The 25707-nt window shown below is 66.0% G+C and carries 24 protein-coding genes; 17 read left to right on the plus strand and 7 right to left on the minus strand.

The window, feature by feature from the left end:
* Positions 1-23: 23 nt before the first annotated feature.
* The 4 genes from EV675_RS07720 to EV675_RS07735 all read right to left on the minus strand — a co-directional run bounded on the left by EV675_RS07720 (position 24) and on the right by EV675_RS07735 (position 5445).
* Entirely contained in the window at positions 24-1010 is a 987-nt protein-coding gene (locus EV675_RS07720) for a Bug family tripartite tricarboxylate transporter substrate binding protein (RefSeq protein WP_130356718.1), read from the minus strand.
* Between the two features lie 65 nt (positions 1011-1075).
* A complete protein-coding gene (locus tag EV675_RS07725; RefSeq protein WP_130356719.1) occupies positions 1076-2623 on the minus strand; it encodes a class I adenylate-forming enzyme family protein in 1548 nt (515 codons plus the stop codon).
* 103 nt (positions 2624-2726) lie between these two features.
* Positions 2727-3695, minus strand: coding sequence for a Bug family tripartite tricarboxylate transporter substrate binding protein (locus EV675_RS07730; RefSeq protein WP_165404490.1), 969 nt, complete (start codon positions 3693-3695; stop codon positions 2727-2729).
* 16 nt (positions 3696-3711) lie between these two features.
* Positions 3712-5445, minus strand: coding sequence for a thiamine pyrophosphate-requiring protein (locus EV675_RS07735; protein ID WP_130356721.1), 1734 nt, complete (start codon positions 5443-5445; stop codon positions 3712-3714).
* 347 nt (positions 5446-5792) lie between these two features.
* Here EV675_RS07735 and EV675_RS07740 point away from each other — a divergent pair, with 347 nt between their 5' ends.
* Positions 5793-6596 carry a helix-turn-helix domain-containing protein gene (locus tag EV675_RS07740; protein WP_165404491.1) on the plus strand — a complete coding sequence of 268 codons (804 nt, stop codon included), beginning with the start codon at positions 5793-5795 and terminating at the stop codon, positions 6594-6596.
* Between the two features lie 132 nt (positions 6597-6728).
* Positions 6729-7694, plus strand: coding sequence for a Bug family tripartite tricarboxylate transporter substrate binding protein (locus EV675_RS07745; RefSeq protein ID WP_165404492.1), 966 nt, complete (start codon positions 6729-6731; stop codon positions 7692-7694).
* Between the two features lie 19 nt (positions 7695-7713).
* On the opposite strand, the gene EV675_RS07750 is transcribed toward EV675_RS07745, so the two are convergent.
* Positions 7714-8643, minus strand: a complete 930-nt coding sequence (locus EV675_RS07750) for a LysR substrate-binding domain-containing protein (RefSeq protein WP_130356724.1) — start codon at positions 8641-8643, stop codon at positions 7714-7716.
* A 194-nt stretch (positions 8644-8837) separates the two neighbouring features.
* Between EV675_RS07750 and EV675_RS07755 the strand changes: the two genes are divergently transcribed.
* Genes EV675_RS07755 through EV675_RS07785 form a run of 7 tightly spaced genes read left to right on the plus strand, consistent with a single transcriptional unit; the run spans position 8838 to position 15925 of the window.
* Positions 8838-9728 (plus strand): FAD binding domain-containing protein, encoded by an 891-nt coding sequence (locus tag EV675_RS07755; protein ID WP_130356725.1) that lies wholly within the window; start codon positions 8838-8840, stop codon positions 9726-9728.
* 20 nt (positions 9729-9748) lie between these two features.
* On the plus strand, positions 9749-10222 hold the full coding sequence (locus tag EV675_RS07760) for a (2Fe-2S)-binding protein (RefSeq protein WP_130356726.1): 474 nt from the start codon (positions 9749-9751) through the stop codon (positions 10220-10222).
* Positions 10215-12656: a xanthine dehydrogenase family protein molybdopterin-binding subunit gene (locus EV675_RS07765; protein WP_130356727.1), complete on the plus strand. Its 2442-nt coding sequence runs from the start codon at positions 10215-10217 to the stop codon at positions 12654-12656. Before EV675_RS07760 ends, EV675_RS07765 begins: the two co-directional genes overlap by 8 nt.
* Positions 12656-13498 (plus strand): alpha/beta fold hydrolase, encoded by an 843-nt coding sequence (locus EV675_RS07770; RefSeq protein WP_130356728.1) that lies wholly within the window; start codon positions 12656-12658, stop codon positions 13496-13498. Before EV675_RS07765 ends, EV675_RS07770 begins: the two co-directional genes overlap by 1 nt.
* Before the next feature lie 49 nt (positions 13499-13547).
* Positions 13548-14282: an enoyl-CoA hydratase/isomerase family protein gene (locus EV675_RS07775; protein WP_130356729.1), complete on the plus strand. Its 735-nt coding sequence runs from the start codon at positions 13548-13550 to the stop codon at positions 14280-14282.
* Between the two features lie 13 nt (positions 14283-14295).
* On the plus strand, positions 14296-14913 hold the full coding sequence (locus EV675_RS07780; protein ID WP_130356730.1) for an SRPBCC family protein: 618 nt from the start codon (positions 14296-14298) through the stop codon (positions 14911-14913).
* Positions 14914-14938: 25 nt separating this feature from the next.
* On the plus strand, positions 14939-15925 hold the full coding sequence (locus tag EV675_RS07785; protein WP_130356731.1) for a Bug family tripartite tricarboxylate transporter substrate binding protein: 987 nt from the start codon (positions 14939-14941) through the stop codon (positions 15923-15925).
* On the opposite strand, the gene EV675_RS07790 is transcribed toward EV675_RS07785, so the two are convergent.
* Positions 15912-17168 carry a LysR family transcriptional regulator gene (locus tag EV675_RS07790; protein ID WP_165404493.1) on the minus strand — a complete coding sequence of 419 codons (1257 nt, stop codon included), beginning with the start codon at positions 17166-17168 and terminating at the stop codon, positions 15912-15914. The genes EV675_RS07785 and EV675_RS07790 overlap by 14 nt on opposite strands.
* A gap of 254 nt (positions 17169-17422) precedes the next feature.
* On the opposite strand from EV675_RS07790, the gene EV675_RS07795 reads away from it, so the two are divergent.
* Genes EV675_RS07795 through EV675_RS07820 form a run of 6 tightly spaced genes read left to right on the plus strand, consistent with a single transcriptional unit; the run spans position 17423 to position 22133 of the window.
* Complete coding sequence (locus tag EV675_RS07795; protein ID WP_165404494.1) at positions 17423-18265, plus strand: ABC transporter substrate-binding protein; 843 nt, start codon at positions 17423-17425, stop codon at positions 18263-18265.
* The gene (locus EV675_RS07800; RefSeq protein ID WP_130356734.1) at positions 18262-19068 is read left to right on the plus strand and encodes an ABC transporter ATP-binding protein; all 807 of its coding nucleotides are present in this window, start codon (positions 18262-18264) and stop codon (positions 19066-19068) included. The genes EV675_RS07795 and EV675_RS07800 overlap by 4 nt, the downstream gene beginning before the upstream one ends.
* Complete coding sequence (locus EV675_RS07805) at positions 19065-19868, plus strand: ABC transporter permease (RefSeq protein ID WP_130356735.1); 804 nt, start codon at positions 19065-19067, stop codon at positions 19866-19868. The genes EV675_RS07800 and EV675_RS07805 overlap by 4 nt, the downstream gene beginning before the upstream one ends.
* Positions 19861-20661, plus strand: a complete 801-nt coding sequence (locus tag EV675_RS07810; protein WP_130356736.1) for an ABC transporter permease — start codon at positions 19861-19863, stop codon at positions 20659-20661. The genes EV675_RS07805 and EV675_RS07810 overlap by 8 nt, the downstream gene beginning before the upstream one ends.
* A gap of 10 nt (positions 20662-20671) precedes the next feature.
* Complete coding sequence (locus EV675_RS07815) at positions 20672-21397, plus strand: class II aldolase/adducin family protein (protein WP_165404495.1); 726 nt, start codon at positions 20672-20674, stop codon at positions 21395-21397.
* Between the two features lie 13 nt (positions 21398-21410).
* The gene (locus EV675_RS07820) at positions 21411-22133 is read left to right on the plus strand and encodes an isochorismatase family protein (protein ID WP_130356738.1); all 723 of its coding nucleotides are present in this window, start codon (positions 21411-21413) and stop codon (positions 22131-22133) included.
* Between the two features lie 2 nt (positions 22134-22135).
* Here the strand turns inward: EV675_RS07820 and EV675_RS07825 are convergent, their stop codons facing one another.
* Positions 22136-22909 carry a FadR/GntR family transcriptional regulator gene (locus EV675_RS07825; RefSeq protein WP_130356739.1) on the minus strand — a complete coding sequence of 258 codons (774 nt, stop codon included), beginning with the start codon at positions 22907-22909 and terminating at the stop codon, positions 22136-22138.
* Positions 22910-23143: 234 nt separating this feature from the next.
* On the opposite strand from EV675_RS07825, the gene EV675_RS07830 reads away from it, so the two are divergent.
* Positions 23144-24691, plus strand: a complete 1548-nt coding sequence (locus EV675_RS07830; protein WP_130356740.1) for a carotenoid oxygenase family protein — start codon at positions 23144-23146, stop codon at positions 24689-24691.
* A gap of 34 nt (positions 24692-24725) precedes the next feature.
* Positions 24726-25703 carry a Bug family tripartite tricarboxylate transporter substrate binding protein gene (locus EV675_RS07835; protein ID WP_130356741.1) on the plus strand — a complete coding sequence of 326 codons (978 nt, stop codon included), beginning with the start codon at positions 24726-24728 and terminating at the stop codon, positions 25701-25703.
* Positions 25704-25707 lie beyond the last annotated feature (4 nt).

The following is a 25707-nucleotide window of genomic DNA, read 5'->3' on the forward strand; positions in this document are numbered from 1 at the left end:
GATGCGGATGGATGGGGGGCGGGTCAGTCGGCGGTCGCGCCGGACTCCTTGATGACCTTCGACCAGCGCCGGGCCTCGGCGCGCACGTGCGCCGCCATTTCCTCCGGTGTGCTCGGGGTGGCTTCCAGGCTGACTTCCTTGAGCTTCTCGACGAAAACCGGATCGATCAGGACGGTATTCAGAGCCTGGTTCATGCGGGCGACGACGTGTCTGGGCAGGCTGGCCTGCCCCACCATGCCGAACCAGACACTGGTGGTGAGATTCGGATAGCCCGCCTCGGTAACCGTGGGAACGTCGGGAAGCTGGAACCAGCGCTGCCTGGAAGTCACGGCAATGGGGCGGACCTTGCCGGCCTGGATCTGCGGCAGCAGTTGCGGAAGGTTGTCGGTGTTGAACTGCACCTCGCCGGCCAGCAGGGCCTGCATGGCGGGGCCGTTGCCGCGATAGGGAACGTGCAGGATCTCGATTCTGGTCAGCGTCTTGATCAATTCGTTCAGCAGATGGCCCGTGCTGCCTATGCCGGCGCTGGAGTACGCCACCTTGCCGGGATGGGCTCTGGCATGTTCGATGAGCTGGCTGAGCGAATTCACCTTCAGCGACGGCGAGACCACGATGGCGTTCGGCGTCTGGGTCGCGAGCCCGATCGAAACGAAGTCCTTTTCGGCGTCGTAGCCGAGATCCGTTTTGTACAGATAAGGATTGATCGACAACTGGGACGGCGTGATCATCATGAAGAAATGATCGTCGGGCGACGATTTGGCGAAATAGGCCGCGCCGACCGAACCCGCGGCACCGCCCCGGTTCTCGACCACCACCGGCTGGCCCAGGGTCTGCGAGAGTCTCTGCGCGATGAGGCGGCTGGCGATATCGGTCGAGCCGCCGGCGGCGTAGGGAACCAACAGCCGGATCGGCCGTTGCGGCCAGGCCGGTTCGGCGGCGTAGGACGCCGCCGGAACGAGCAGTGCCAGCAGGATGCCGGCCCACCACGTGCGTTGACGGAATCGGTACATGGAAGTCTCCTCGTTATCGATTTCTGCGGGTGGTACGGGTGCCGGTACCGCGGTCGGCCGGCGTGTCAGCAGGTTTCCCTCGTCTCGAGATAGGCGCGGCGCAGCTCGTCCTTGCGGACCTTGCCGAGCGACGATCGGGGCAGCATGTCGACGAACATGAATCGCCGCGGGATCTTGTATCCGCCAAGGTGGCGCCTGCAGAACTCGATGATCTCCGCCGGCGCCGGGCGCGACGCCGCGGGTACGACGACCGCCAGCAGCGCCTCGCCGTACCTGGCGTCCGGGATGCCGACGACGGCGGCATCGGCCACGTCCGGATGCAGGACGAGCACGGATTCCACTTCCCGCGTATAGACGTTCTCGCCGCCTGTGATCACCATGTCTTTCTTGCGGTCGAGAATGTGCAGGTAGCCGTCCTCGTCCAGGCGGCCGATGTCGCCCGTGTAGAGCCAGCCGTCCCGGAACGTCGCGGCGTTTTCCTGCGGCCGATTGTGATAGCCGGCCGCCACCTGCGGCCCGGACACGGCGATTTCTCCCGGTTGGCCGGGCGCGGCCTCGTTGCCGCCGTCGTCGAGAAACCGGATGGCGGTGGCGGGCAGCAGCCGCCCGGCGGACTTCAGGAGTTCGGGGCGTTCGCGCAGCGCGAACCGATGGGCCGCTTCGTCAAGGATCGCCAGATAGGGGGATGTCTCCGTCAGGCCATAGCATTGGTGGAAGCCGACGTGGGCAAAGCGGCCCATGGCCTTGCGCAGCGATTGTTCGTCCATGGGCGCGGTGCCGTAGCTGATCAGCCGCAGCCGGGACAGGTCATGGCGGTCCATGCCGGTCTCCTTGAGAATGCCGATGATCATGGTGGGTACCAGGCTGGCGATCGTGACGCCTCGCTGCGCGATGGCTTCCAGCACACCCTGGGGCGAGAACTCGCTCAGATAGGTATGGCCGCCGCCGAACATCGTCACCACGGTGGCTTTCAGGTCGGTGGAGTGGAACATCGGCGAGACGTGCAGGTAGACGTCGTCCGCGCAAGGCGACATCACTCGGGCCAACTGCAGCGCGTTGGCGACGATGTTGCGATGCGTGAGCCTGACCCCCTTGCCGCGTCCGGTGGTGCCGCCGGTATAAAGCAGCAGCGCTTCGTCGTTTTCCCCGCAGTCATGGGCGCAGGCGCGTGGACTGGCCTGGGTCAGGTCCGCCATGGTTGCAAGGTCCGCCGGTCCGTCCTGCAGCCGGACGCGGATGGCCCGCGAGCGCCACGAGGCCAGCGGCGGTTGTTCGAACAGCGGCATGAAGTCGTCGTCCAGCATGACGGCCTTGCACTGGGCATCTTCCAGCATGGCGGCGATCTCCGCCGGAGCCAGGCGGAAATTCAGCGGCGCCGGCACGATGCCCGACCAGAAGCCCGCCAGGAGCAACTGGGCATGGTCCACAGAATTGCGGCACAGCGTGGCGAATCGATCGCCAGGGTTCAGGCCAAGCTCCCGGAGCATGCCCGCGGTGCGCGCCACGCGCGCGAGATAGTCGTTCCAGCTCAGGTCGCCCGACGGATCGATGATCGCCTTGCGCCGGCCGTAAGCCTGGACGGTGTTCTTCAGTAGATGGGGAAGGGTCAGCACGCCTGCATCTGCCGGTGGAAAACGATGCAGAAAATGATAGGGAGAGAGGCTTGCCGACACCCTACCGCCCAGTCCTGCTACCTACCCGGGAGTCGGATTTTTTCTAGAGCGCCAGGTTCAATGCCTTGATGAGCCGGCCGAACTTGCCGTGTTCTTCCTTGAGAAATGACTGTGGCGAGCCGGTGTCCGGAATATCGATGCCTTCCTTGGCCATCGCGGCCTGGAACCCTGGATCCGCCAGGGTTTCGCGGACCTTGCCGCTCAACAGCGACAGTATCGGCGCTGGCGTGCCGCGCGGGGCGAACAGACCGCTCCAGTTGGCGAGGACAAAGTCGTCCAGTCCGGCTTCCTTCAAGGTCGGGACGTTGGGCAGCGTGGGCGACCGGGTCGCGCTGGTTACCGCATAGGCCTTGATCTCGCCGGCATCGATCAGGGCCTTGGACGGCAGGATCCCCGAGAAGTACAGGTCCAGGTGCCCGCCCGCCACGTCGTTGGCCGCCTGCGCGCCGCCTTTGTAGGGCACGTGCTTGATGTCGAGCGCCGTGGACCGCTTGAGCCATTCGCCCGCAAGGTGGGCCGGGCTGCCGACCGCGCCGCCGAAGTTGTAGTTGCCCGGCTGGCGGGCGATCTCTTGGCGCAAGTCCTGGAAGTTGGCAGCCTTGAAGCTTTTCCTGCCGATGAGTACCAGCGGCGTCGAGCCGACGATCGCAATCGGCTCGAAGTCTTCGGGTCGGTACGGCACCTTGCGTACCTGCGGGATGATGACCATCTCGGTATTCAGTCCCAGCAGCAGCGTGTAGCCATCCGGCGCCGCTCGCGCGACGGACATGACGCCTATCGTGCCGCTGGCGCCAGGCTTGTTGACGACCACCACCGTCTGTCCCAGCCTGCGTTCCAGCCCCAGCGCGAGATTGCGCGCGGCGAAGTCGGTCGAGCCGCCGGGCGCATAGGGCACGACGATCTGGATGGGTTTCGATGGGTAGGTTTCGCCTGCGCGCGCGCCCGGCGCGCAGGCGAACAGCGTCGCCACCGCGAAGAATGCAGCCGTCGCCCGCCGCGTTTGCTTGTTCATGAGCATCTCCTTGAAGTCAGATCCGTACGACCTTGGCATGCAGGACGGCGGAGCGTCCTGCCCTGACTGCGTGGATGCACCGGTCGAGTGCCGCGCCTACCTGGGCGGGGTCGTCGACAAGCTCGCCGTAGGCGCCGAATGCTTCCCCGAGCTTGGCGAAGTCCGCATTGCCCGGCAGCTCCGCCTCGTAGGCGTCCTGCCGTCTTGCGCTGCCGTCCGGATAGACGCGCAGGGTCGATTCCTTGACCGCCGACCATCCGGCGTTGTCGACGACGACGACCAGGATGGGCAGTCCATAGAAACCCGAGACGGCCAGGACCGAGCTCGGGATGTTGAAGTAGAGACTGCCATCGCCCACCACCTGTATCGCCATCAGGTCCGGATCGGCAAGCCGCGCGCCCAGGGCCATGGCGCCGGAGGCGCCCAGCCCGCCGCCGCCGACGCGCACCAGGGTGCCGGGCAGCGGGCGGGTGAGCTGCTCCGCCAGGGCGGGGGAATTGCGGACCGCTTCGTTGAAGACGATGTCCTGGGGCCGCAGGCGCCTGTCGAGTTCGGCGAACAGGAAGTGCGGGTTGATCCGGCCGGGCGCGCCCGGATCGGCGGCCTTGTCCCGTGCCTTGCGCCGGCGCCGTTCGTTCTCGGCGGCGATGCGCGCGTTGCGGTCCTCGACCGCGCTGGCGAATGCCGGCGTGGATTTCTCCTCGAGCGCCTGGGCCAATTGTTCGAGGATGCGCGCGCTGTCGCCCTGGATCCGCGCGTTTGCAGGAAAGCTCCACATCGGCGAAGCCGTCTTCAGCGTGTCGACGTCGATCTGCGCCCAGAAGGCGCGGGCATGCGGCTGGATATCGCGCGAGAACCACGGCACGTCCGTGTCCACCATGAGGCCGACGTCGGCGTCAGGGATCGCGCCGCCCGGCTGGAAACCGCAGAAATTGGGGCCTTCGTGGGATATGTTGTTGACCGGGTTCGATTCGAAGACGCGTATGCCGGCCAGGCTGGCCAGGCGTTCGATGGCCGCCGAGGTACGGCGATTGCGGCCGCCGAACGAGGTGATCAGAATGGGCCGCTCGGCCGCCAGGAGGCGGTCGGCCACGGCGTCGAGCTGGCGCGGATCGGCGCCGGCCGGCGCGATGGCGCCGAATTGCGCTTCCGGATAGGACTTGATGCGATCAACCGGCCAGGGTTCGGCCAGCGTTTCGCGCGGCAGCATCAGGTAGACCGGACCCTGGGGTTCGCTCTGCATGAACGCCTGGGCACGGCGCAGCGCCTCCTTCACCACAATGCCGGAGGGCAAGGTCCATTCCCACTTCACGAAGGGGCGGACCAGGCTGCCCTGGTCGAACGGCTCCTGGATGTAGTGCACGTAGTTGTCGCGCGTACCAGGCAGTTCCCCTGCCGCGGTAAAGGGCGCCTTGCCGGCCATCAGGAGAACGGGCAGGCGGCTGCGGAACAGGTTGTGCATGGCCATCGAGGCATTGGCCGTGCCGACGTCGACGTGGACCAGGACACCCTGGCCCCTGCCTGTCACCAGGGCGTAGCCTGCGGCCATGTGCACAGCCGTGTTCTCGTGCGGGCAGCGGATCACCTGCGGCGCTTTCTCCCCCCGCTCGCGCAGGCGCGCCAATTCCTCGATGATGGGAGCATGGTCGGTTCCCATGTTGCAGAACAGGTAATCGATGCCGATCTCCGTCAGGCCTTCCAGCAGGAGGCCGGCGGTGGCGCGTGTGTCGTCTGTGAGAGTGTGTTGCATGGTTTGGGCGCCACCTCCGGGACATGGGCTGATCTCGTGGCGGGATGATAGGAAGTGCCCTCGGGAGTATCCATACCCTCCAGTCGGATCTTGCCTCCGGTCGCGACAGGAAAAATCACCGTGGAGGCGTGTCTCGTGAAAAAAACTGACACGGTCTTTCCATGGTCCCGCGCGTGGCTGGATCGGCGCTTTCTTTCTGGATATTCTCAAGACCCCGACCACGGGACGCAGCGCCGGTGCGGCGCTGCCATGCGGACAAGAACACGCCGGGAAACGCGACTCGGACAGCGGAGGCAGGAATGACCAAGGCCGTCAGGCTCTATCAAGGCGCTTTCGGGCGTGCGTCCATGCTTGATTCCGACCATGACCTGGTCACCCATGCCCATCCGCAATGCCACGTGCTGGTCAAGGTCGCGGGCGCGGACGCTTTCTACACGGTACGAGGCGAAACCGTCCGGCTATCCGAAGACTCGCTGGTTCTGGTCAACGCATGGGAACCGCATTCCAAGCTGCAGCCGCGGGAGGGGGAACGCACCACTGTCCTGATCCTTTGCATGGAGCCGGCCTGGCTGGCGGAGCACGATCCGCTGCTCTCGGGCAGCGGCATGCCGGACTTCTTCCCCTCCGCCCAGGTGCGCGTGCCGCTATCCATCCGCAAGCTGGTGGATCGGCTCGTGCTCGAAGTGCTCGGTTCGTCCCCCTCCGGCCTGCCCAACCGGGCGGTCGAGGCGGCGCTGTCGGACTTCATGCTTGCGATCACGCACCTTTTCGCGGTGCGGCGCAACTGGATCGACACCTACAGGCTGAAGATGCGCCACCGTCCCGACACGCGCATCGCACGGGCAATCCAGTACATCGGCGACCACCTGGACCAGACCATTACCTGCGAAGAACTGGCCGGCCTGCACAGCCTGTCGCGCCAGCATTTCTTCTCGCTCTTCCGCCAGCACACGAACATGTCTCCCATCCTGTACATGAATACGCTGCGCATGGAGAGCGCGTTCAAGACGCTGACCGAATGCTCGACCTCGGTAAACGTGCTGGCCGACGATCTGGGGTTTTCCGAACCGCATCATTTCACGCGTTTCTTCCGCCGCAATCTCGGCATTCCTCCCAGCCAGTACCGGCGGGGCGTTGCGCTTATCGCCTGATCCCCAGGCTTGGCCGAGCCCATGAAAAAAACCGACGCTGGGGTAGGTTTCCGCACTGGCGGGTAGGGCACCGCACCGTGTGGGTGTCTATATTTCCGTCCAGGTCCGAGAACCCGAGAAATGGAGACGACAATGCACGCGATGCGCATGCTCATGATGGTGGGCGCCCTGGCGGTCCTGGCCGGTCCGGCTGCCGCGGCCGAGTTTCCGGCCCGGCCCATCCGCCTGGTGGTGCCTTTCGAGGCGGGAGGCACCATCGATACGCTGGGCCGCGTGGTTGCCGCCCAGATCGACAAGCAGTCCGAATGGGGCATCGTGGTCGACAACAAGGCGGGCGCCAATGCCTTGATCGGCACCGCCGATGCGGCCAAGGCCGCGCCCGATGGCTATACCATTCTGCATACCTCGCCATCGATCGTCATCAACACGTTCATACACAAGAAGACGCCCTACGACCTGTCCAGCACTTTCGTGCCCGTTACCAACCTGGCCGTCGGAACCGGCTATCTGCTGGTCGTGCGGCAAGGGCTGCCGGTCCATGACGTTGCCGGGCTGGTCGAGCTCGCGCGCAAGAAGGAGCTCACGTATGGGTCTCCGGGCATCGGCAACGCCCTGCACCTGGCGGCGGCGGGATTCGCCAAGAAAGCGCACGTCGACATGCTGCACATTCCGTTCAAGGGTAGCGCCAGCTCGCTCAATGCCATCGCCGCGGGACAGGTGGACGTCATGATGCTGTCCCCGCCCACGGTGATTCCGTACGTCCAGTCGGGCAAGATCCGCCCCATCGCGTTCACCGGCGAGAGCCGGTCCAAGGAATTTCCCGAGGTTCCGACCATGAAGGAAGCGGGTATCGACGACTTCGTCGTCATGGGGACCTGGGCGGGATGGTTCGCGCCGGCAGGCACTCCGCCCGCGGTGGTGAACAGGCTCGCCGCCGAGGTCGCCAAGGCGCTCAAGGCGCCCGAGGTCGCGAGCATGCTGGAGAAGGGCGGCTTCGAACCGGACGGCCGTTCGCCCCAGGCATTCGCGGAATTCGTGCGCCAGGAAACCAGACGCTACGGGCAGATCGTCAAGGACGCCGGCATCGCGCCGCAGTAGTCCGCAACGCCGCCGGTTTTCAGAGCGCCCATCCCTGGCTCGCCGCCCAGGCCGTGATCGACTGCTCGGTATCGCGGCCTTCCCGCTGCAGCCAATCGCAGAAGTCGCCGGTCAGCGTCTGCGCCTTGAGCGTCGCGGCGCTGTTGGCGTAGTACGTGCGCCGCTTCACGCCCAGGGGACCGAAAGGCACGCACAGGCGGCCGGCGAGGATCTCGTCGATGGCCAGGAACAGCGGGACCATGGCCAGCCCGAGCCCCTCGGACGCCGCCTGCAGGGCGAAGTACATCTGTTCGAAGCCCAGCGTATTGGCGGGTTTCAGGCCGGGAACGCCGGCGGCTTCCAGCCATTCGCTCCACGCGTACGGCTCCGTGGCATAGCTGATGAGGGTATGCGCCTCCAGGTCGCGCGGATGGGAAAGCCTCAGGCTCTCCTGCAGGTCGACGTGGCAGATGGGGGCGATGATCTCCGTCATGAAGGGGATGGACCGGCAGTCGTCCAACGGCCCGTGCTGCCCGCGGATGGCGATGTCGTAGGTGTTCTCCTGGAAATTCGGCGGCGCCAGCGATGTGGTCAGGCGGACCTCGACGTCGGGACGCTTGCGCTGGAACACCGACATGCGCGCGATCAGCCAGCGCATGGTGAACGTGGGCGGGGCATTGACGCGCAGCACGATGGGCGCCGCCTGCTGCATGACGTACATCGATGCCGTGGCCAGGCGATCGAACACCGCCGAGACCTCGTTCAGATAGCCGCGGCCGGCCTCGGTGAGCGTCAACTGCGAAGGCGCGCGGTGAAAGAGCGCGACGCCCAGCCACTCCTCGAGCAGGGCGACCTGGCGGCTGACTGCGCCGTGCGTGACGTTCAGTTCCGCCGCGGCCTTGGTAAAGCTCACATGGCGCGCGGCCACCTCGAACGCCCGCACGGCGTTGAGCGGGGGCAGCTTTCTCATGAAGTCTCCTGTTGCTGCGCTGGCCGGCGTGACTATAACTCACGCCACGTGAAGATTATTACTTTGCCGCCGGAGCGGCCCACCTTCACACTGCTGCCCATGCAAAACGAATCCTGCAAGCCGGTTGGGCCGGCCTGCGCCAACCCCGCCGGCCCCTCAGGTTTTCTCTCGCTCGACTGACCATACATACTATCGTGAAAGCCGCTCCTTTCGATTATGTGCGTGCCGAGGGCCTGGACCATGCCCTCGAACTTCTGCACCAGCACGGCTACGAGGCCAAGCTGCTGGCCGGCGGCCAGAGCCTGGTGCCGATGATGGCCATGCGCCTGGCGCGCCCCGCGCTGCTGGTGGACATCCACCGGGTGTCCGCGCTGCGGTCGCTGGACGTCTCGGATAAGGCCGTGGTGACCGGCGCCGTGGTGCGCCAGCGAACCCTGGAAGACGAGACCTCGCTGCATGCGCGGATCCCCCTGGTCGCCGCCGCGCTGCGCTGGGTGGGACATGGCCAGACGCGTAACCGCGGCACCGTGGGCGGGAGCCTGGTGCATGCCGACCCGTCAGCCGAGCTGCCGCTGGCCGCCCTCGTGCTCGACGCGAGATTGCGTTTGACCAGCCGGGACGAGGGCGAGCGCAGTGTCGCCGCCGGAGATTTCTTCCTGGGACCCATGTTCACCGACACCCGCGACACAGAGTGCCTGACCGCCATTGAGTGGCCCGTGTGGGACGCGCGCGGTACCGGCTGTGCATTCGACGAGATAGCGATACGGCACGGGGACTTCGCCATGGCGTCGGCCGCCGCGCAGGTTCGTGTCGACGCCTCGGGGGTCTGCCGGCGCGCCGCTTTCGGCCTTGGTGGCGTCGACGGCGTACCCCGCAGGTTTCCCGAGTTGGCGCAGCGCCTGGAAGGGCAGAGGCTGGACGACGATCTGCTGCGTGGCGTGGCCGAGGACGCGGCGGCGGCGTGCGAACCCGGCAGCGATCTGCATGCGACCGCCGAATACCGGCGCCACCTGGCGGCAGTGCTGGCGGTACGCGTTCTTCGCCAGGCCGCGCAATCGGCCAAGTCTTCGGTACGGACCGTCTAGCCATGGAATTTCCCCGACTCATGAATATCTCCATCAATGTGAACGGCGTCGTGCGGCAGGCCCAGGTCGAGCCGCGCACCACCCTGGTGGATTTCCTGCGCGACACGCTGAAGCTGACCGGCACGCACATCGGCTGTGAACACGGTGTCTGCGGCGCGTGTTCGGTCCTGCTCGACGGCGAGCCCGTCAGGTCCTGCTGCATGTTCGCGGTCCAGGCCGACGGCCTGTCGGTAACGACCGTGGAGGGATTGGCGCCGGAACGAGGCCGGCTGTCCGCCATCCAGGACGCGTTCTGCGAGAAGCATGCCTTGCAGTGCGGCTATTGCACGCCGGGCATGCTGATCGCCTGCCACGCGCTCGTGGCGCGCCACCCTCGTCCCGACGAGGCGCAGATCCGCGAGGCCATCAGTGGCAACCTGTGCCGGTGCACCGGCTATCAACAGATCGTGGATGCCGTCCAGCATGGGACGGCGCAGGAGTCGTCGCATGACTGAGCCCGGGAAATTCCGCTATATCGGCAAGCACCGCCGCGCCGTGGAGCACCGCCGTTTCGTGACGGGGCAGGGGCGCTATGCCGCCGATATACAGCTGCCCGACGTGCTGCACGTGGCCATCGTCGCAAGTCCGCATGCGCACGCCAGGATACGGTCCATCGACGCCTCCGCGGCGCTGGCCATGCCCGGCGTGCATGCCGTCCTGACCGGAGAGGAACTCTGCGCGCAGACCGACCCCATGCTGCCCGGCGTCGATGCCCCGCAGGTGAAGCGGTTCCCGCTTGCCCACGGCGTGGCTCGCTACGCCGGCGAGTGGGTGGCCGCGGTCGTGGCCGACACTCGTGCGCTGGCCGAAGACGCGGCCGAGGCGGTGGCCGTCGAGTACGAACCCATCGACCACGTCGTCGATCCGCTGGCCGCGATGGAACCCGCCGCGCCGCAGGTGCATCCGCTGCATGGGTCCAACGTGATCTTCCGCCGCGTCTTCAATTGGGGCGAGGTGGACGAGCATTTCGCCCGGGCGCCCCACAGGCTGTCGTATCGCGTGCATTGGGCGCGCAGCGCGACCGTGCCCATCGAGACATTCGCGGTCAGCGCCTGGTGGAACGATGCGACCGGCATCCTCGACGTCTGGGCATCCATCCAGATGCCGAAGTATCCCGATCTGCTGGCCCGTGCGCTGCGGCTGCCGGGCAACGCGGTGCGCGTGCACTACGACGTGGACGTCGGCGGCAGCTACGGGGTCAAGCGCGGCATCAAGCATTCGGTGCTGGTGGGCTACCTGGCGCGAAAGCTGGGCCGCCCCGTCCGGTTCATCGAGGACCGGCTGGAGAACATGCGGGGCGGCGACATGCAGGGGCCGGACCGCGTCTTCGACGTGACGCTGGCGTTCGACGGCGACGGCATCGTCAAATCCATGCGGATGCGCGCGGTGGACGACATCGGCGCCTATTCGGGCCGGGCGCCGCTGCAACTGGGCAAGCCGGTGGGCGCGATCGTCGGCCCGTACCGGATCGCCAGCGTGGAATACGATGCCGTGTCGGTAATGACCAACAAGACCCCGCAGGAGGCGGTGCGCGGGTTCGGGCAATCCCCGACCAACTACGCCATCGAAACCGGCATGGACAAGGTGGCGCGCTTCCTGGGGCTGGACCGCATCGAGCTGCGCCGCCGCAACCTTATCGGCAAGGACGAATTTCCCTATCTGATCCCCAGCGGCACCACCTACGATTCGGGCGACTACGCGGCGGTCCTCGGCAAGGCACTGGATGCCGCCTCGCTCGAACAGATCCAGCGCCAGCGCGACGAATTGCGCCAGCGCGGATTGCTGGCCGGCATCGGCATCTCGACCTGCCTCGAGCCCTCGGGGGGCAACTCCGCCTTCGAGCCGCTGTTCAATCCCAAGAACACGACGACCACCTGGATGGATTCGTGCCTCGTGCGCATCGACCTCTCCGGTTCCGTGACGGCGTTGATGGGAACCTCGACCTCGGGCCAGGCGCACGAGACGCTGGTATCGACCGTGGTGGGCGAGATCCTGCAGCGCGAGCCGGACGGCATCCGCGTCCTGCACGCCGATTCGCTCAACGCCTTGCCCTCGAACAGCCCCGTCGGCAGCCGCATGGCCATCATGCTGGGCGGGGCGGCGGCTGGCGCCGCCAAGAAATTGCGCGCCAAATTGCTGCGCATCGCCGCGCACAACCTCGGGCTGGCGGAGGAGCAACTGGCGTACGACGGCGGCGACGTCGTATCGAAGTCCGATTCCGCGCGGCGCATTTCGTGGGACAGCCTGGTGGAGATCGCGCATCGCATGTTCCACAAACTGCCCGAAGGCACCGAGCCTGGGTTGCAGGAAAAGTTCGTCTGGGAAGTGCCCACCGGCGGAAAGATGCCGACCGAGGACGGCCGGGTGCAGATGTATCCCTGCCATTCGTTCGAGTCGCACGTCGTGTTGGTCAGCATCGACCCCGATACCGGCAAGACGACGTTCCATCGCTACGTGTGCGGCCACGATTGCGGCGTGATGATCAGCCCCGACGTCGTCCATGGGATGACCTATGGCGGGATCGCGCACGGGTTGGGCGCGGCGATGATGGAGAAGTTCGCCTTTTCCGACGAGGGACAGCTGCTTGCCGGCACCTTCATGGATTACCTGCTGCCGAGCGCGCTGGAAGTTCCCGCCGTCACCATCGTCGACCATTGCACGCCGTCGCCGCTGACGGAGTTCGGCCAGAAGGGATCAGGGGAGGCGGGGTATCTGGGCAGCCCGGCGGCGATTGCCGGTGCGATCAACGACGCGTTGGCACAGGTGGGGGCCAGCATCGACGCCCTGCCCATGACGCCGCAGGCGATCTGGAACGCGTTGCGGCGTGCCTCGGGCGAGCCGCGGGTATTGTCCGAGCGGCCCGATGTTTCCGAGATGGAGAAGGTGTGATGGCAACGACGGACAACGCTGCGAAGTCGCGACAGGAAACGCTGCGGGTGGCCGGTCCGGCGGGCGAGATCGCGGTTCTGGTCCAGGGCGACCCGGCGGGAGCGCCGATATTCATGACCCACTCCATCCTGTCGTCCAGCATGATGTGGGACGACGAGGCGGCCTTGCTGGCGGCGCGAGGATACCGCGTCATCCGGGCCGATACGCGCGGACACGGGCAATCGCAGCCGCCTGCCGGACCTTGCACCATGGACGCGCTGGCTGCCGATACGATCGCGGTGCTCGACGCGCTGGGCATCGAGCGTGTCCATTACGTGGGGCTATCGCTGGGCGGCATGAGCGGATTCGGCCTGGGCATCCGGCATGCCCGCCGGCTGTCGAGCCTCTGCCTGTGCGATGCCCGTGCCGATACGCCGCCGGAACTGCAGCCGGTCTGGGCCGAGCGTATCGCCATTGCGCGCGAGCAGGGTACTGCCGCGCTCGCGGATGCCACGGTCGAGCGCTGGTTCGGCCGGCCCTTCGCGGACGCGCATCCCGACGTCGCCCGGCGTTTCCGGCAGCAGGCGGCCGCCACTTCGGACGCGGGGTTCATCGGCTGCGCGCAGGCGATCCAGGGCCTGGACTATCTGGCCGACGTCGGCGGCATCACGGTACCGACCACGCTGCTGGTAGGGGCCAACGACGGACCCTTGCCCGACGCGATGCGGCATTTGCAGTCGCTGATACGGGGGGCCGAACTCGAGGTGATTCCCGACGCCGGCCATCTGCCCAACATCGATCAACCCGCCGCATTCCAGGGCGCCCTGTTGCGCCATTTCGATCGCGTCCGCAACCGCCAATGAGCCCGTTCGGCGGTCGGCGACATTTTCCTTTCACCTCAGGAGGCAGTACATGAGCGAGCAACTCTCGATAGAGCAGGACGGCCGTATTCTTCGCATTACCTTCAATCGTCCGCAGGACAATGGCGTGACGGACGCGATGGCCGTGGCATTCGCCGATGCCATCCTGAACGCGCACCACACCTCGGATGCCGTCGTGCTGCGCAGCGTCGGGCCGGATTTCTGCACCGGACGCGCCCGCGACCCCGGTTCGCCCGCGCCGTCTCCCGAGGCCTATGCGCGGCGTCCGGAGTACGACGCGATCTTCAATAGCTACAAGGCCATACGGAACGCGCAAGTGCCGGTCATCGCCGCCATCGAGGGCCGGGCCATGGGATTCGGCACCGCCATCGCCGCGCTTTGCGACGTGTCGTTCGCCAGCGATACCGCGACATTCAATATTCCCGAGATCGCGCACAACGTGATGCCGACCATGGTCATGTCGGCGCTGTACGACCGCGTCAATCGCAACGCCATCCTGTGGATGGCCTATTCCGCCGACTTCATCGACGCCCAGCGCGCCATGGCCTACGGCCTGGTCAGTACCGTCGTGGCCGCGGACAAGCTCGATGCCGAACTCGCCCGCTTCTGCGAACTGCTGACGAGCCGTCCCCGTCCGGCCATCCTGGGGCTCAAGGAGTATCTGCATGTCGCCCCCCGCATGGACGAGCTTGGCGCCATCGATTACGCGCGGACGCTCCATTCCATGGTCAATACGGCTGCGGCCATGAAGCGCCAGCACGGCTGAGGTCGAGGGGTTCATGGAAATCACCGGTACCCAAGTCATTGCCGCGCCCCGCGCCGACGTCTGGAAGGCCTTGAACGACCCCGCCACGCTCAAACGCTGTCTTCCGGGATGCGAGTCGGTCGAACAGGCGGGCCCCGATGAGTTTCGCATCGTGATCACCGCCGCCATCGGGCCGCTCCGGCCGCGCTTCAACGGCTCGCTGCGCCTGACCGAAGCCGTGCCGCCCGCTTCCTGCGTCATGGTGTTCGAAGGGCAGGGCGGAGCGATGGGGTTCGGCAAGGGGTCGGCGTCGGTCGATCTGAAGGAGGCGGACGGGGGCACGGAACTGGCCTACGCGGCGCAGGCGCAAGTGGGCGGGAAGCTGGCGCAGGTCGGCGGCCGCCTGATCGACAGCGTGGCCAGAAAGATTTCCGACGATTTCTTCAAGGCCTTTCGCAAGCAGTTCACGCCGGAGGAGGCGGGCGCGCCGGCCGCCCGGGCCACCGGCGGCGGGCCGGCGAGCCCGGCCGACGCGGTGCCGCCGGTGCCGGCCGGTGCCGATGCAACGACACGCGTGCCGGGCTGGTGGCTGATCGTGGCCTTCGCCCTGGGCGTGGCGGCAACGCTGGCCGGGGCAGCGGTCATCTCATAGTCGAAACAAGAACGAGGAAACATCCATGGAGACTACGCAAGCAGGACGCCGCAGGTTTCTGCTGGCCGGCGCGGCAGCGGCGTTGCTGGGCAACGCCTACGCGCAGGCACCGTCGACCGGCAAGACGGTTAGGATACTGGTGGGATTCCCGCCAGGCCAGGCCACCGATATCGTGGCGCGCATGCTGGCCGAGAAACTCGCGGCCGCGACCGGCGACAACTACATCGTGGAGAACAAGCCGGGCCAGGGGGGGAGCCTGGGCCTGGGCTATCTCGCCAAGGCTCCCAACGACGGCAGCGTCATGATGCTGGCCCATATGTCCGCGGTGGCGACCAATCCGCACATGTACAAGAGCGTCGCCTACGATTCGACCAAGGACTTCGAGGCCATCGGCCTGGTCGGCGACCTGCCGTTCGTCCTGGTGGCGAATCCCGCCGTGCCCGCCAGGAATGTCGCCGAGCTCATCGCCTACGCGAAGGCGAACCCGGGCAAGCTGACCAATGCGTCGTCGGGCAACGGCACCGTGTCGCACCTGGCGATGGAGGAGTTCAAGCGTCATGCCGGCGTGGACATCGTTCACGTACCGTATCAGGGCAGCTCGCGCGGACTGACCGACGTCATGGCCGGAACGGTGTCGATCGCGCTGGAGACCGCGGCGGCCACCAAGCCGTTGGTCGAGTCCGGCAAGTTGCGCGTGCTGGGCGCAGGCAGCGCGCAGCGCCTGGATGGCGTGCTGGCCGCGCCTACGCTGATGGAGCAGGGCATTCCCAAGTTCACCGCGGTGACCTGGCTGATGCTGATGTACCCCGCCGGCGTGCCGAAGAATCTGGTCGACCGCAATTTCGCGGCCCTGAGCCGGATTGCGCAGACCCAGGATTTCAAGGACCGCCTGCGCACCATAGGCGCCTTGCCGCGCAGCAGCCGGAGTCCGCAGGAAGCCAACGAGTACGTGCGCAGCGAATACCGCTATTGGGGGGAAGTCGTCAAGCGCAGCGGCGTCAACCTGGGGTGACGGCCGGCATGGCCCCAGGCTGGGAGGGGGCCTCGGGCGCCAGGGTGCCCGCGGTCGCCGCTTCGATGTGCTGCATCAGCTTCTCGCACAACAGCGAAGGTTGCGCATCGCGCCGCAGGATGAAGCCGATCTCGCGTCCGGTGTGGGGAAGTTCGACTTCCAGCACCTTGACGGCGCCCGAGGCAATCTCGTAGCTCAGGTACTCGGGCGATACCGCCGACACCACATCGCTATGCTGCAGGAGGCCGCGCAGCAAGCCGAGGTCTCCCGCCTGCACCGCCACGTGCGGGGCAGCGATCCCCAACTGGTGGAACAAGTCGTTCAGCAACTCGCGCGTCGGCGCCCCGCGATCCCGCAGCACCCAGGGATAGCGCACGAGATCGGCAATTTCGACGCGATCCTGGGCGCATAGTGGATGCCCTGCGCGCGTGACCACGACCAGGTGGTCGCGGCCGATCACGCGTATCAGGAAATCCCGATGCGAGTAGTTGGCATTGAGGCCGGTCAGGATGAAATCGATCTCGCCGGAGTGCACGCCCGCGAACAGGATCTCGAACGGTGCGTCCACCATGGAGATCTGGACATTGGGATGCTTGCCGACCAATGCCGCGATGGCTTGGGGCAACACCCGGGTTCGCATGGACGGTAATGCCGCGAACATGACGCGGCCGCTCATTTCGCCGCGTTGCTGTGCGATGTCCGCCTCCAGGTGCCGCAGTTCGGCCAGCACCCGCCTGACGCGGAACAGCAGCAGCTCGCCCGCTTCGGTCACGGCCATGCCCTTGGCGGTGCGGCGGAACAGGCGCAGCTCGAGCGAGGCTTCTGCCTGCCTGAGCAGGGCGCTGACCGCGGGCTGCGTCAGGCCCATCACCGCCGCCACGCTGGGCATGTGCCCCATTTCGCGCAGACGGACCAGCGCCGTCAATTGGCGTTCTCCCACCAGCATGGCGAACAGCGGCGCGCCGGGCGAGACCCGGTAGGGGGTCAGCTCGGCACAGGCCTGGCGCAGCTCGGCATCGATGCGCAGCGCGCGGCGGTAGGCCGCATCGCCGAAGGGCGTGGGCGCCATACCCGAAGACTGGCGCTCGAACAGCGGGGCCTCGAAGCTGGCTTCGAGCTGGCGGATGGAACTGGCCACCGCCGAAGGCGTGCGCAGCAGGCGCTCGGCCGCGTGCGCGATGCCGCCTTCTTCCACTACGGCGATCAGCGCCCGCAGGTGCCGCATGTGGTTGCGTTCTTGCATCAGGAAATACGTCCGATAAGAAAAATTGCTGGCCAAGCAAGAATAACTTGGTCGTTTCATCGGAGGCAAGAACCTACAATCGGCCCTGACGCAGTCGTGACAACCCCAGGAGAGACCGCCATATGAAAGCCGCGATGAAGACGCTCTGCTGTGCCGCCTTATCCTTGTTTTTTCTAGCTTCCACGGCCAGCCTGGCCGAGGTCGTTCCTATTCGCGTGGGTCATGGTTCGTCCGCCGAGGAGCCGCTGTGGACGATGAAGGCTTCGCCCGCCGTCACGCCGGGACAGAACCGCGACTACAAGCTCGAGTACACCCTGTTCCGGGGCACCGATAAACGTTTTCAAGCATTCGAGGCCGGCGAACTGGACATCGCCACCGGTTCCGCCCACAGCGTCATGATGGCCGCGGCCCAGGGCATCAAGTTCAAGATCGTCGCCTCGCTGTCGCGCGAAGGCGGTCCCAAGGGCTTCGCCACGCAATACATGGTGCTCGACAGCTCGCCGATCAAGACCATCGCCGACCTGAAGGGCAAGACCGTCGGTATCAACGGCGCGCGTTCGTCGGCGGAGATCTGGGCCCGGCTGGCGATCAAGAAGCACGGGCTCAATCCCCAGCGCGACGTCAAATGGGTGGCCGTTCCGTTCCCCGCCCAGGGCGAGGCGGTGCGCGCCGGCAAGCTGGACATCGGCGCCTTCCCGCAGCCTTTCGCCGCCTTCGAGGAGAAGCGCGGCGGCATGCGCACGGTCTTCACGTCCACCGAGGGTATCGGGCAGCAGGAAGACCTGATGCTGCTGCTGGTCAAGGAAGAGTTCGCCGCCAGGCATCCCGCCGCGCTGCGCGCCTTCCTGGCCGATCTGGTCAAGGCCACCGATTTCTACGTCAACCATCCGCGCGAAAGCCACCAGCAGTTGATCGACGCCAAATTCGTCAACATCCCGCTGGACGTGTCGCTGGGCATGCGCAAGTACCTGCATCCGCTGGACGGCAAGGTCGACCTGGACTCCATGCGCAGGATGGTGACCGAACTGAAGGACTTCGGCTATCTGGACAGCCTGGATCCGGCCAAGGTCGTGGACATGAGCTACCTGCCGAAATGAACGCCAACGCGAGCACCAGCACCGCCGGCTACCTGAAGGCGCAGGGCGTCGGCAAGCGCTTCCTGCGCAACGGCCAGGCCGTGACCGCGCTGGAGGATTTCGACCTGTCCATCGCCGAAGGCGAGTTCGTCAGCATCGTCGGCCCCTCGGGCTGCGGCAAGAGTACCTTCCTGCATATGGTGGGCGGGTTCGAGCCGCGCACCAGCGGCACGATCAGCCTGGCCGGTCGCCCGGTCTCCGCGCCCGGGCCCGACCGGGGCATGCTGTTCCAGGACTACGCGCTGTTTCCCTGGCGCACGGTGCTGGGCAACGTGGCCTGGTCGCTGGAAGTGCAGGGGCTGCCCAAGGCGCGGCGCCTGGAGATCGCGCGCAAGTACATCGCCATGGTCGGGCTGGCCAGGTTCGAGAACGCCTACCCCGGCGAGCTGTCGGGCGGCATGCGGCAGCGCGTGGCGCTGGCGCGCACGCTGGCCTACGAGCCCAAGATGCTGTTGATGGACGAGCCGTTCGGCGCGCTGGACGCGCAGACGCGCGAACTGATGCAGGAAGAGCTGACCGATATCTGGCAGCAGGACCGCCGAACGGTGCTGTTCGTCACGCACGACATCGAAGAGGCCATCTACCTGAGCGACCGCATCATCGTCTTCACGGCGCGGCCCGGCCGCATCAAGGCCGACCTGCGCGTGGAGCTGCCGCGGCCGCGCGGCGCCGCCATCCGCAAGTCGCCCGAGTTCATGGACTACCACGCCCGCATCTGGGACATGCTGCGCGACGAAGTCCTGCGCGCGCGGGAAGGCTCATGAGCGGGGCACGTACCGCCACGGCGGGCGCCTGGCAACGTCCGCTGCGCTGGGTCGCGGGCTGGACCCTGCCCGTGGCGTTGCTGGTCGCGATGCAACTGGCGGCCGGCCAGCCGGGCGCGCCCCGTTACGTCGTGGCGCCGACCGACATCGCCGCCACGACCTGGGAATTGCTGGCCAGCGGCGAACTCGTCCGCGACGCGATGGCGTCCGGCGTGCGTTCGTACAGCGGCTTCTTCATGGGGGCCGCGCTGGGCGTGGCCATCGGCCTCCTGAGCGCGGTGTGGCGGCAGGCGCGCGCCTTCTTCGATCCGCTCGTCTCCACGCTGTACCCCGTGCCCAAGGTCGCGCTGCTGCCTGTCATCATCACCTGGCTGGGCTTCGGCGACGTCTCGAAGATCGCCCTCATCACGCTGGCCGTATTCTTCCCGACTTTCATCAACACCTTGTATGGCGCCCGCGCCACGCCCGTGTCCCTGATCTGGGCCGCGCGCAACATGGGCGCGGGGCCCGCCTATGTCTTCCGGCGCGTCATCTTCCCGGCCGCGCTGCCACAGATCTTCACCGGCCTGCGCTCGGGCCTCGCGCTCTCGTTCATCGTGCTGTTCGCCGCCGAGATGGTGGGGTCCCACGACGGCCTGGGCGACATGGTCGTGCGCGCCGAGGAAGCCATGCGCTACGACTGGATGTACACCGCCATCCTGGCCATCGGCCTGATGGGCTTCGCCAGTGACCGCATCCTGCTTGCCATCCGGCGCCGCCTGCTGGCGGACAAGTATCCCGGGGAGGCCCGCCATGGTTGAGCGCCTGCGCGCATGCGCCCGCCAGGCCATGGCGCCGCTGTACCCGCTGGCTGTCCTGGCCGCGGCCTGGGAACTGTTGTCCCGCTCGGGTTGGGTATCGCCGCGCTTGATGCCTTCGGTCGTCAAGGTGGGCCAGGCCTTCGTCGAAGGGCTGGCCAACGGCGACCTGGTCTATCACGCGTCGATCTCGTTCTCGCGCGCGTTGAGCGGCTTCGGCCTGGCCATCGTCATCGGCGTGTTGCTGGGCGTGTTCATGGCCCGCAGCCGCTGGTTCGAATGGATGGTCGAGCCCATCTTCTCGTTCGGCTACCCGGTTCCGAAGATCGCGCTGTATCCCGTCTTCATCCTGCTGCTGGGTTTCGGTTCGCCCTCCAAGATCGCGCTGATCGCCCTGGAGTGCACCTTCCCGATCGCCGTCAACACCTACTTCGGCATCCGCGCCGTGGCGCCGCGTCTGGTCTGGAGCGCCCGCAACATGGGGGCCGGGCCCGTGCGCATCTTCCTGCGCGTACTGCTGCCGGCCGCGCTGCCCGCCATCATGTCGGGCATCCGGGTCGCGCTGCCCTTGTCCATGGTGGTCGTGATCATCACCGAGATGATCGGCGACAGCACCGGGCTGGGCTACTACATCGCCTACGCGTCGGCCTCGTTCATGTATGCCGAGTCCTATGCCGGCGTGATCGCCGTGGCGCTGATCGGTTTCACCCTCGACCGCCTGCTCGTCGCGCTGCGAGGCAGGATCATCTTCTGGGAGCCCGATGGCGCCGCCCGGAACTCCCGTCCTTCCCATTGAGGCTTCCGCGATGTCTATCGAACAACAACTGGACCAACTGGCGACGGCTTGCCGCGTCCTGGAAATGGAAGGCCATGGCGACATGACCTTGGGCCACCTGTCGCTGCGCGATCCGCAGGGCCGCGGCTTCTGGCTCAAGCGCAACGCCCGCGGCCTGGGCGAGATCCTGTCCGCCGCCGATTTCGTGCTGGTCGGCCATGACGGCGCCAAACTGGAGGGAGAAGGCGGCCGCCATTCGGAATGGCCCATCCACTCCGAGATCCTGAAGGCGCGCCCCGACGTCAATGTCGTCGCCCATACCCATCCCTTCCACGCCAGCATCCTGTCGTCGTTCGGCACCGCGCTGGCGCCGTTCACGCTGGACGCCGACTACTTCGACGAACTGCCCTGCCATCGCGACGAAGCCGCGCTGCTCAAGACCGAGGAAGAGGGCGCCGCGCTGGCCCGTACCCTGGGGCCGCATTTCGCCGTGCTGATGGCCAACCATGGCGTGACCTTCTGCGGCACCTCCATCGCCCATGCCGTCTGCGTCGGCGTGTTCCTGGAGCGCGCCGCGCGCATCCACGTGCTGGGCTCGCAGATGCGCACGCAGGCGACTTTCCCGATGCCGCCTGTACGTCAGCGCCGGCGCGAGCAGATCATGACGCCCGTGCACGTCGAGCATTCCTGGAACTACTTCGTCCGCAAGCTCGCATGGCAGGAAAAGGCCCGCGGCGACGCCGCGCTCTTCGCGTAAGGGGATCCCGGACATGGCCACGCTCGAATCGCTGTACTCGTACCTGACACCGCGCGATCGCGAGATCATCGAGTTGTCCGGCTACGGCGCCCGCATGGGATTCGGCGCGCGGCCGGCCCTGGTGATCGTGGACGCCACCTATGGCTTCTGCGGCGACCGACGCGAACCCATCGCCGATTCCGTGCGCCGCTGGCCCAACTCCTGCGGCGAGGCAAGCTGGGACGCCATCGACCGCATCCGCGAACTGCTGGCCGCCTTTCGCGCGCAGCGGCGGCCCGTCATCTATACGCGGGGCGCGTACCGGGACGACAAGTGGGACATGGGCTCTTGGCTGTGGAAGCATGCACGGTCGAGGCCGCAGGAGGCACCGCAGCTCCGGTCCGCTCGGCATCATGACGAGATCGTCGAGGAAATCGCGCCGCAGCCCGCCGACCTGGTCATCGGCAAGCAGAAACCGTCGGCATTCTTCTCGACACCGCTGCAGTCCTACCTGACCCTGCTGGGCGCCGATTCGCTGGTCGTGGCCGGGGGCAGCACCTCGGGCTGCGTGCGCGCCACGGTCGTGGACGGCTTCAGCGCCAACTATCGCATCGTCGTGGCCGCCGACGCCTGTTTCGACCGTTTGCAGTCCAGCCATGCGATGAGCCTGCTGGACATGCATGCGAAGTATGCCGACGTGCTGGACACGGCGGCCATCCTGGAGCACTTCGGGGGTCAGGCGTCCACGGGTGTTTGATCTTAGCGGTGCGGGGCCTGGGGGATAAGGTCCGGCGATTTTTTCTGCGCCGCGGCATGCTTGACGACATGTTCGTGAAGCTTCTGCAGGTGCACATGCATTTCTTTCGCCGCCTGTTCAGGATCGCGCGCGCGCAGGGCTTGCAGGAACTGCCTTCTCGAGACGGCAAGGTCCTGCGCGGGATAGATTTCGATGCGCTGGAGAATGGCCTTGATCGTATCGGTCAATGAGCGCACCACGAGCATCATGACCTTGTTCTTCGTCGCTGCGGCCAACCGGGTATAGAACTCGGTCGCGTGCTCCAGCCGGACTTCCCGGCTGCCGGAAGCCAGCGCGATCTCGTTGGATCGGACGTTCTCGGCAATCAGCTCGAGATCTTCTTCCGTGGCCCTTTCGCAGGCAAGCCGGACCACCGAGTCGAGAATGAAGATCCTGGCTTCGGTCAGATCCGCCAGCGAGATGGTGCCGAGGTCGAGCATGTCCTGCATCACCTCGGTCATCTTGTCGTCGCTGCCGTTCTGAATGAAAGCGCCGCCCCTCGGGCCGCGCAGAAGGACGACGAGCCCCGCGTTTTCGAGGCTTCTCAAGGCTTCACGTATCGTCAGCCGGCTGACCGCCAACTGTTCGGCCAACTGGCGCTCGGGCGGCAGCTTGTCGCCCTGCTTGAGCTTGCCGGTGGCGACCAGTTGGCGAATCTGCTCGCAGACTACCTCGAAGGCCCGGCGGGACTGTATCGGTTCGAACAGCGGCGATGCGGCGGCACCCGACTCTTCCATGACACTCCTGTCTTGACGCGCGGGGCTCAAGCTTGGCTAAGGGACTGAGTTTAGACCTTTGTTGATCATACCAAAGCCCCTGTGCGGCCCTGACGTTCTTCCGTCCCTTATTAATTTTCTTGCGCATGGAAATCGTTGAACCTATTCTATCAATATACATTGGTAAGACCAATGTAAGATAGACCAAATAAAAGCGGTTCACCCATAACTCATGGAACACGCAAGAGGAAACACATGTCGCTGCAATTGACCCGCGCGCAAAAAGCGGAATTGGCCCGCCTGGACGCGGCGCTGGAAGCCGATGCCCATAACCGCAGGAGCGCCTACAGGCACTGGGGTTTTCGCGCCGTGCACACCGAACTGAAGGATGCTCCTGTCACGGTGGTGGGCACGCTTCCGTCCGATCTCGAAGGTATCTACATCCGCAACGGTACGAACCCCCAATTCGCTCCGATGGGGGTGAGATGGCAGATGTTCGACGGCCCGGGCATGCTGCACCAGGTCCACATCCAGGGGGGCAAGGCCACCTACACCAATTCCTACGTCCGCACCCGGCGCTACCTGATCGAGAAAATGCTGGGCCGCGAGGTGTATCTCACCATGGGCGAACTGTTGACGGGCGGCAAGGCGACCGTCGAAAAGATGGCCTGGCTCAGCAGGCAGTACCAGGAAGGCGCGCTGCCGGAATTGAGGTTCAGCGGTACCGGGAACGGGACGGCGCTTCAGTTCCACCGAGGCAAGCTATATGCATTCAACGAAGCCGGATATCCCTTCGCCCTGGATGTCCGCAGAGAGGGGGGGAGGCTGGTCATCGACGGGGCCGGCGAGCACGTCACCTGGGGGGGCAGGTTGACGGGGCCGTTCTCCGCCCATCCCGCCATCGATCCCGACACGGGCGACATGTACAGCGTTGCGACCAATCGCTATGACGGCAGCATCACGATCGTCCAGGTTTCGAACAACGAGGTCGTGCGGTCGCTTACCTACCAGCAGCCGCCGAACCATATGGCGTGGATCCATGAATGCTGCATTACCGAGAACTACATCATCTTCCCCGACATCTCGATGCGGGTCGACAAACAAGGCCTCCAGAGGGAAGGCGGCAGCATGTACTACTGGGATCCGAAATACGAGATGCGCTTCGGTGTGCTTCCCCGGAAGTTCGACCAGGACACGCCCATTCGCTGGGTAACGACCGGCAAGCCAGGCGCGATCTGGCATCTGGTCAACGCCTGGGAGGAGAAGCGGCCCGATGGGCGGACGAACATCGTCATGTTCGCGCCGCGCTTCTCCGAGTATCCGGACACCGTGCCCATCCATACCCCGGAGGAGTCCCACGCCCAGCTGTCGAAATGGGTCATCGACCCCGATGCAGGCAAGGTGCTCGAAGACCGGGTGCTGGTCGAATGGGGTTACGAGCGCTGTTCCTTCCACGTCGGGTACCGGGGCAGGAAAAACCGCTATTGCTATCTCCTCGACGAGCAGCGCGAGGGTTACATGGGCAAGGGCACACTCAAGTACGACTACCAGGAAGAACGCGAGATCCGGTACGTCGATTATGGCCAGCTCTACGGCGGCGAACCGCTCTTCGTTCCGAAGAAAGGCGCCGTTGCCGAAGACGATGGCTACCTCCTGGACCTGCTCATGGGCGAGCACCAGGCCGAAGTGCTGGTGCTGGACGCCGCGTCGATGGCCGAAGTCTGCCGCCTGCAACTCCCGCAGCGCGTGCCTTTCGGGGTGCACGCGGTCTGGCTCGACAGCGAGCAGATCGCCGCGCTGTGACATACCCGTCAAACAATGAAACCAAGGAGACATCATGCACTTTTCTTCGTTGATCGGACCTTGTCTCGCGCTGGCGATGCTGGCCGGCGGCACAGCCGTGCAGGCTGAGACGGCCGCCGGATCCTATCCCTCCAGACCCGTCACGATCGTCGTACCTTATGCGGCCGGAGGGGTGGCGGATTCGACGGCGCGGCTGCTGGCGCAACGGTTGCAGGAAGCATGGCACCAGAGCGTGGTGGTCGAGAACCGTGCCGGAGCGGGGGGGCTGATCGGTGCAGGGCTGGTGGCGCGTGCTCCCGCTGACGGTTACACAGTGCTTCTGGGGGTGTCGGGTCTGGTCCTGCAGCCGCAACTGGTGAAGAAGGCGACCTACGACCCCTTCAAGGATTTTTCGCCGATCACCTTGATCGCCCGCCTGCCCTTGCTGCTGGCGGTTCCCAAGGCTGGAGCGGCGAAGACTCTCCCGGAGTTCGTCGCCCGGGGAAAAACCAATCCAGGCGGGACCAGCATCGGCAACTACGGTGTGGGTACGCCTTCTCACCTCCTGAGCATCATGCTCAATCAGCAAGCAGGGATGGATCTGCCGCTCATTCCTTTCCAGGGGAGCTCCCAGCTTGCGACGAACCTCCTGGGTGGGCAGATCAGCGGGGGGCTGATCGATAGCGTTACCGCACGCCAGTTCGCGGAACGGCTGAATTTCCTTGCCGTGACCGGAACGCAAAGGCTGTCAGGTCTGCCGGACCTTCCCACGTTCCGGGAACTGGGGTATCGCTCGTTCGAACAAGACGGATGGCTCGGTGTGCTGGTGCCCGCCGCGACGCCCCGGGCCGTCGCCGACAAGCTGTCCAGCGAGCTGGCGCGGATCATCGCGAGCCCGGAGGTGTCGGCGAAGATAGAAAGCATGGGCATCACGCCCGTCGGCAGTTCACCGGCGGAGTTCGCCAAGGTCATGCGTACCGACTTCGACGTCTATGGCAAGGTGATTCGAGAGGCGAACATTCGGCTCGATTGAGGCG

The sequence above is a fragment of the Pigmentiphaga kullae genome, assembly GCF_004216695.1.
In the GTDB taxonomy this organism is placed as follows: Bacteria; Pseudomonadota; Gammaproteobacteria; order Burkholderiales; family Burkholderiaceae_B; genus Pigmentiphaga; species Pigmentiphaga kullae.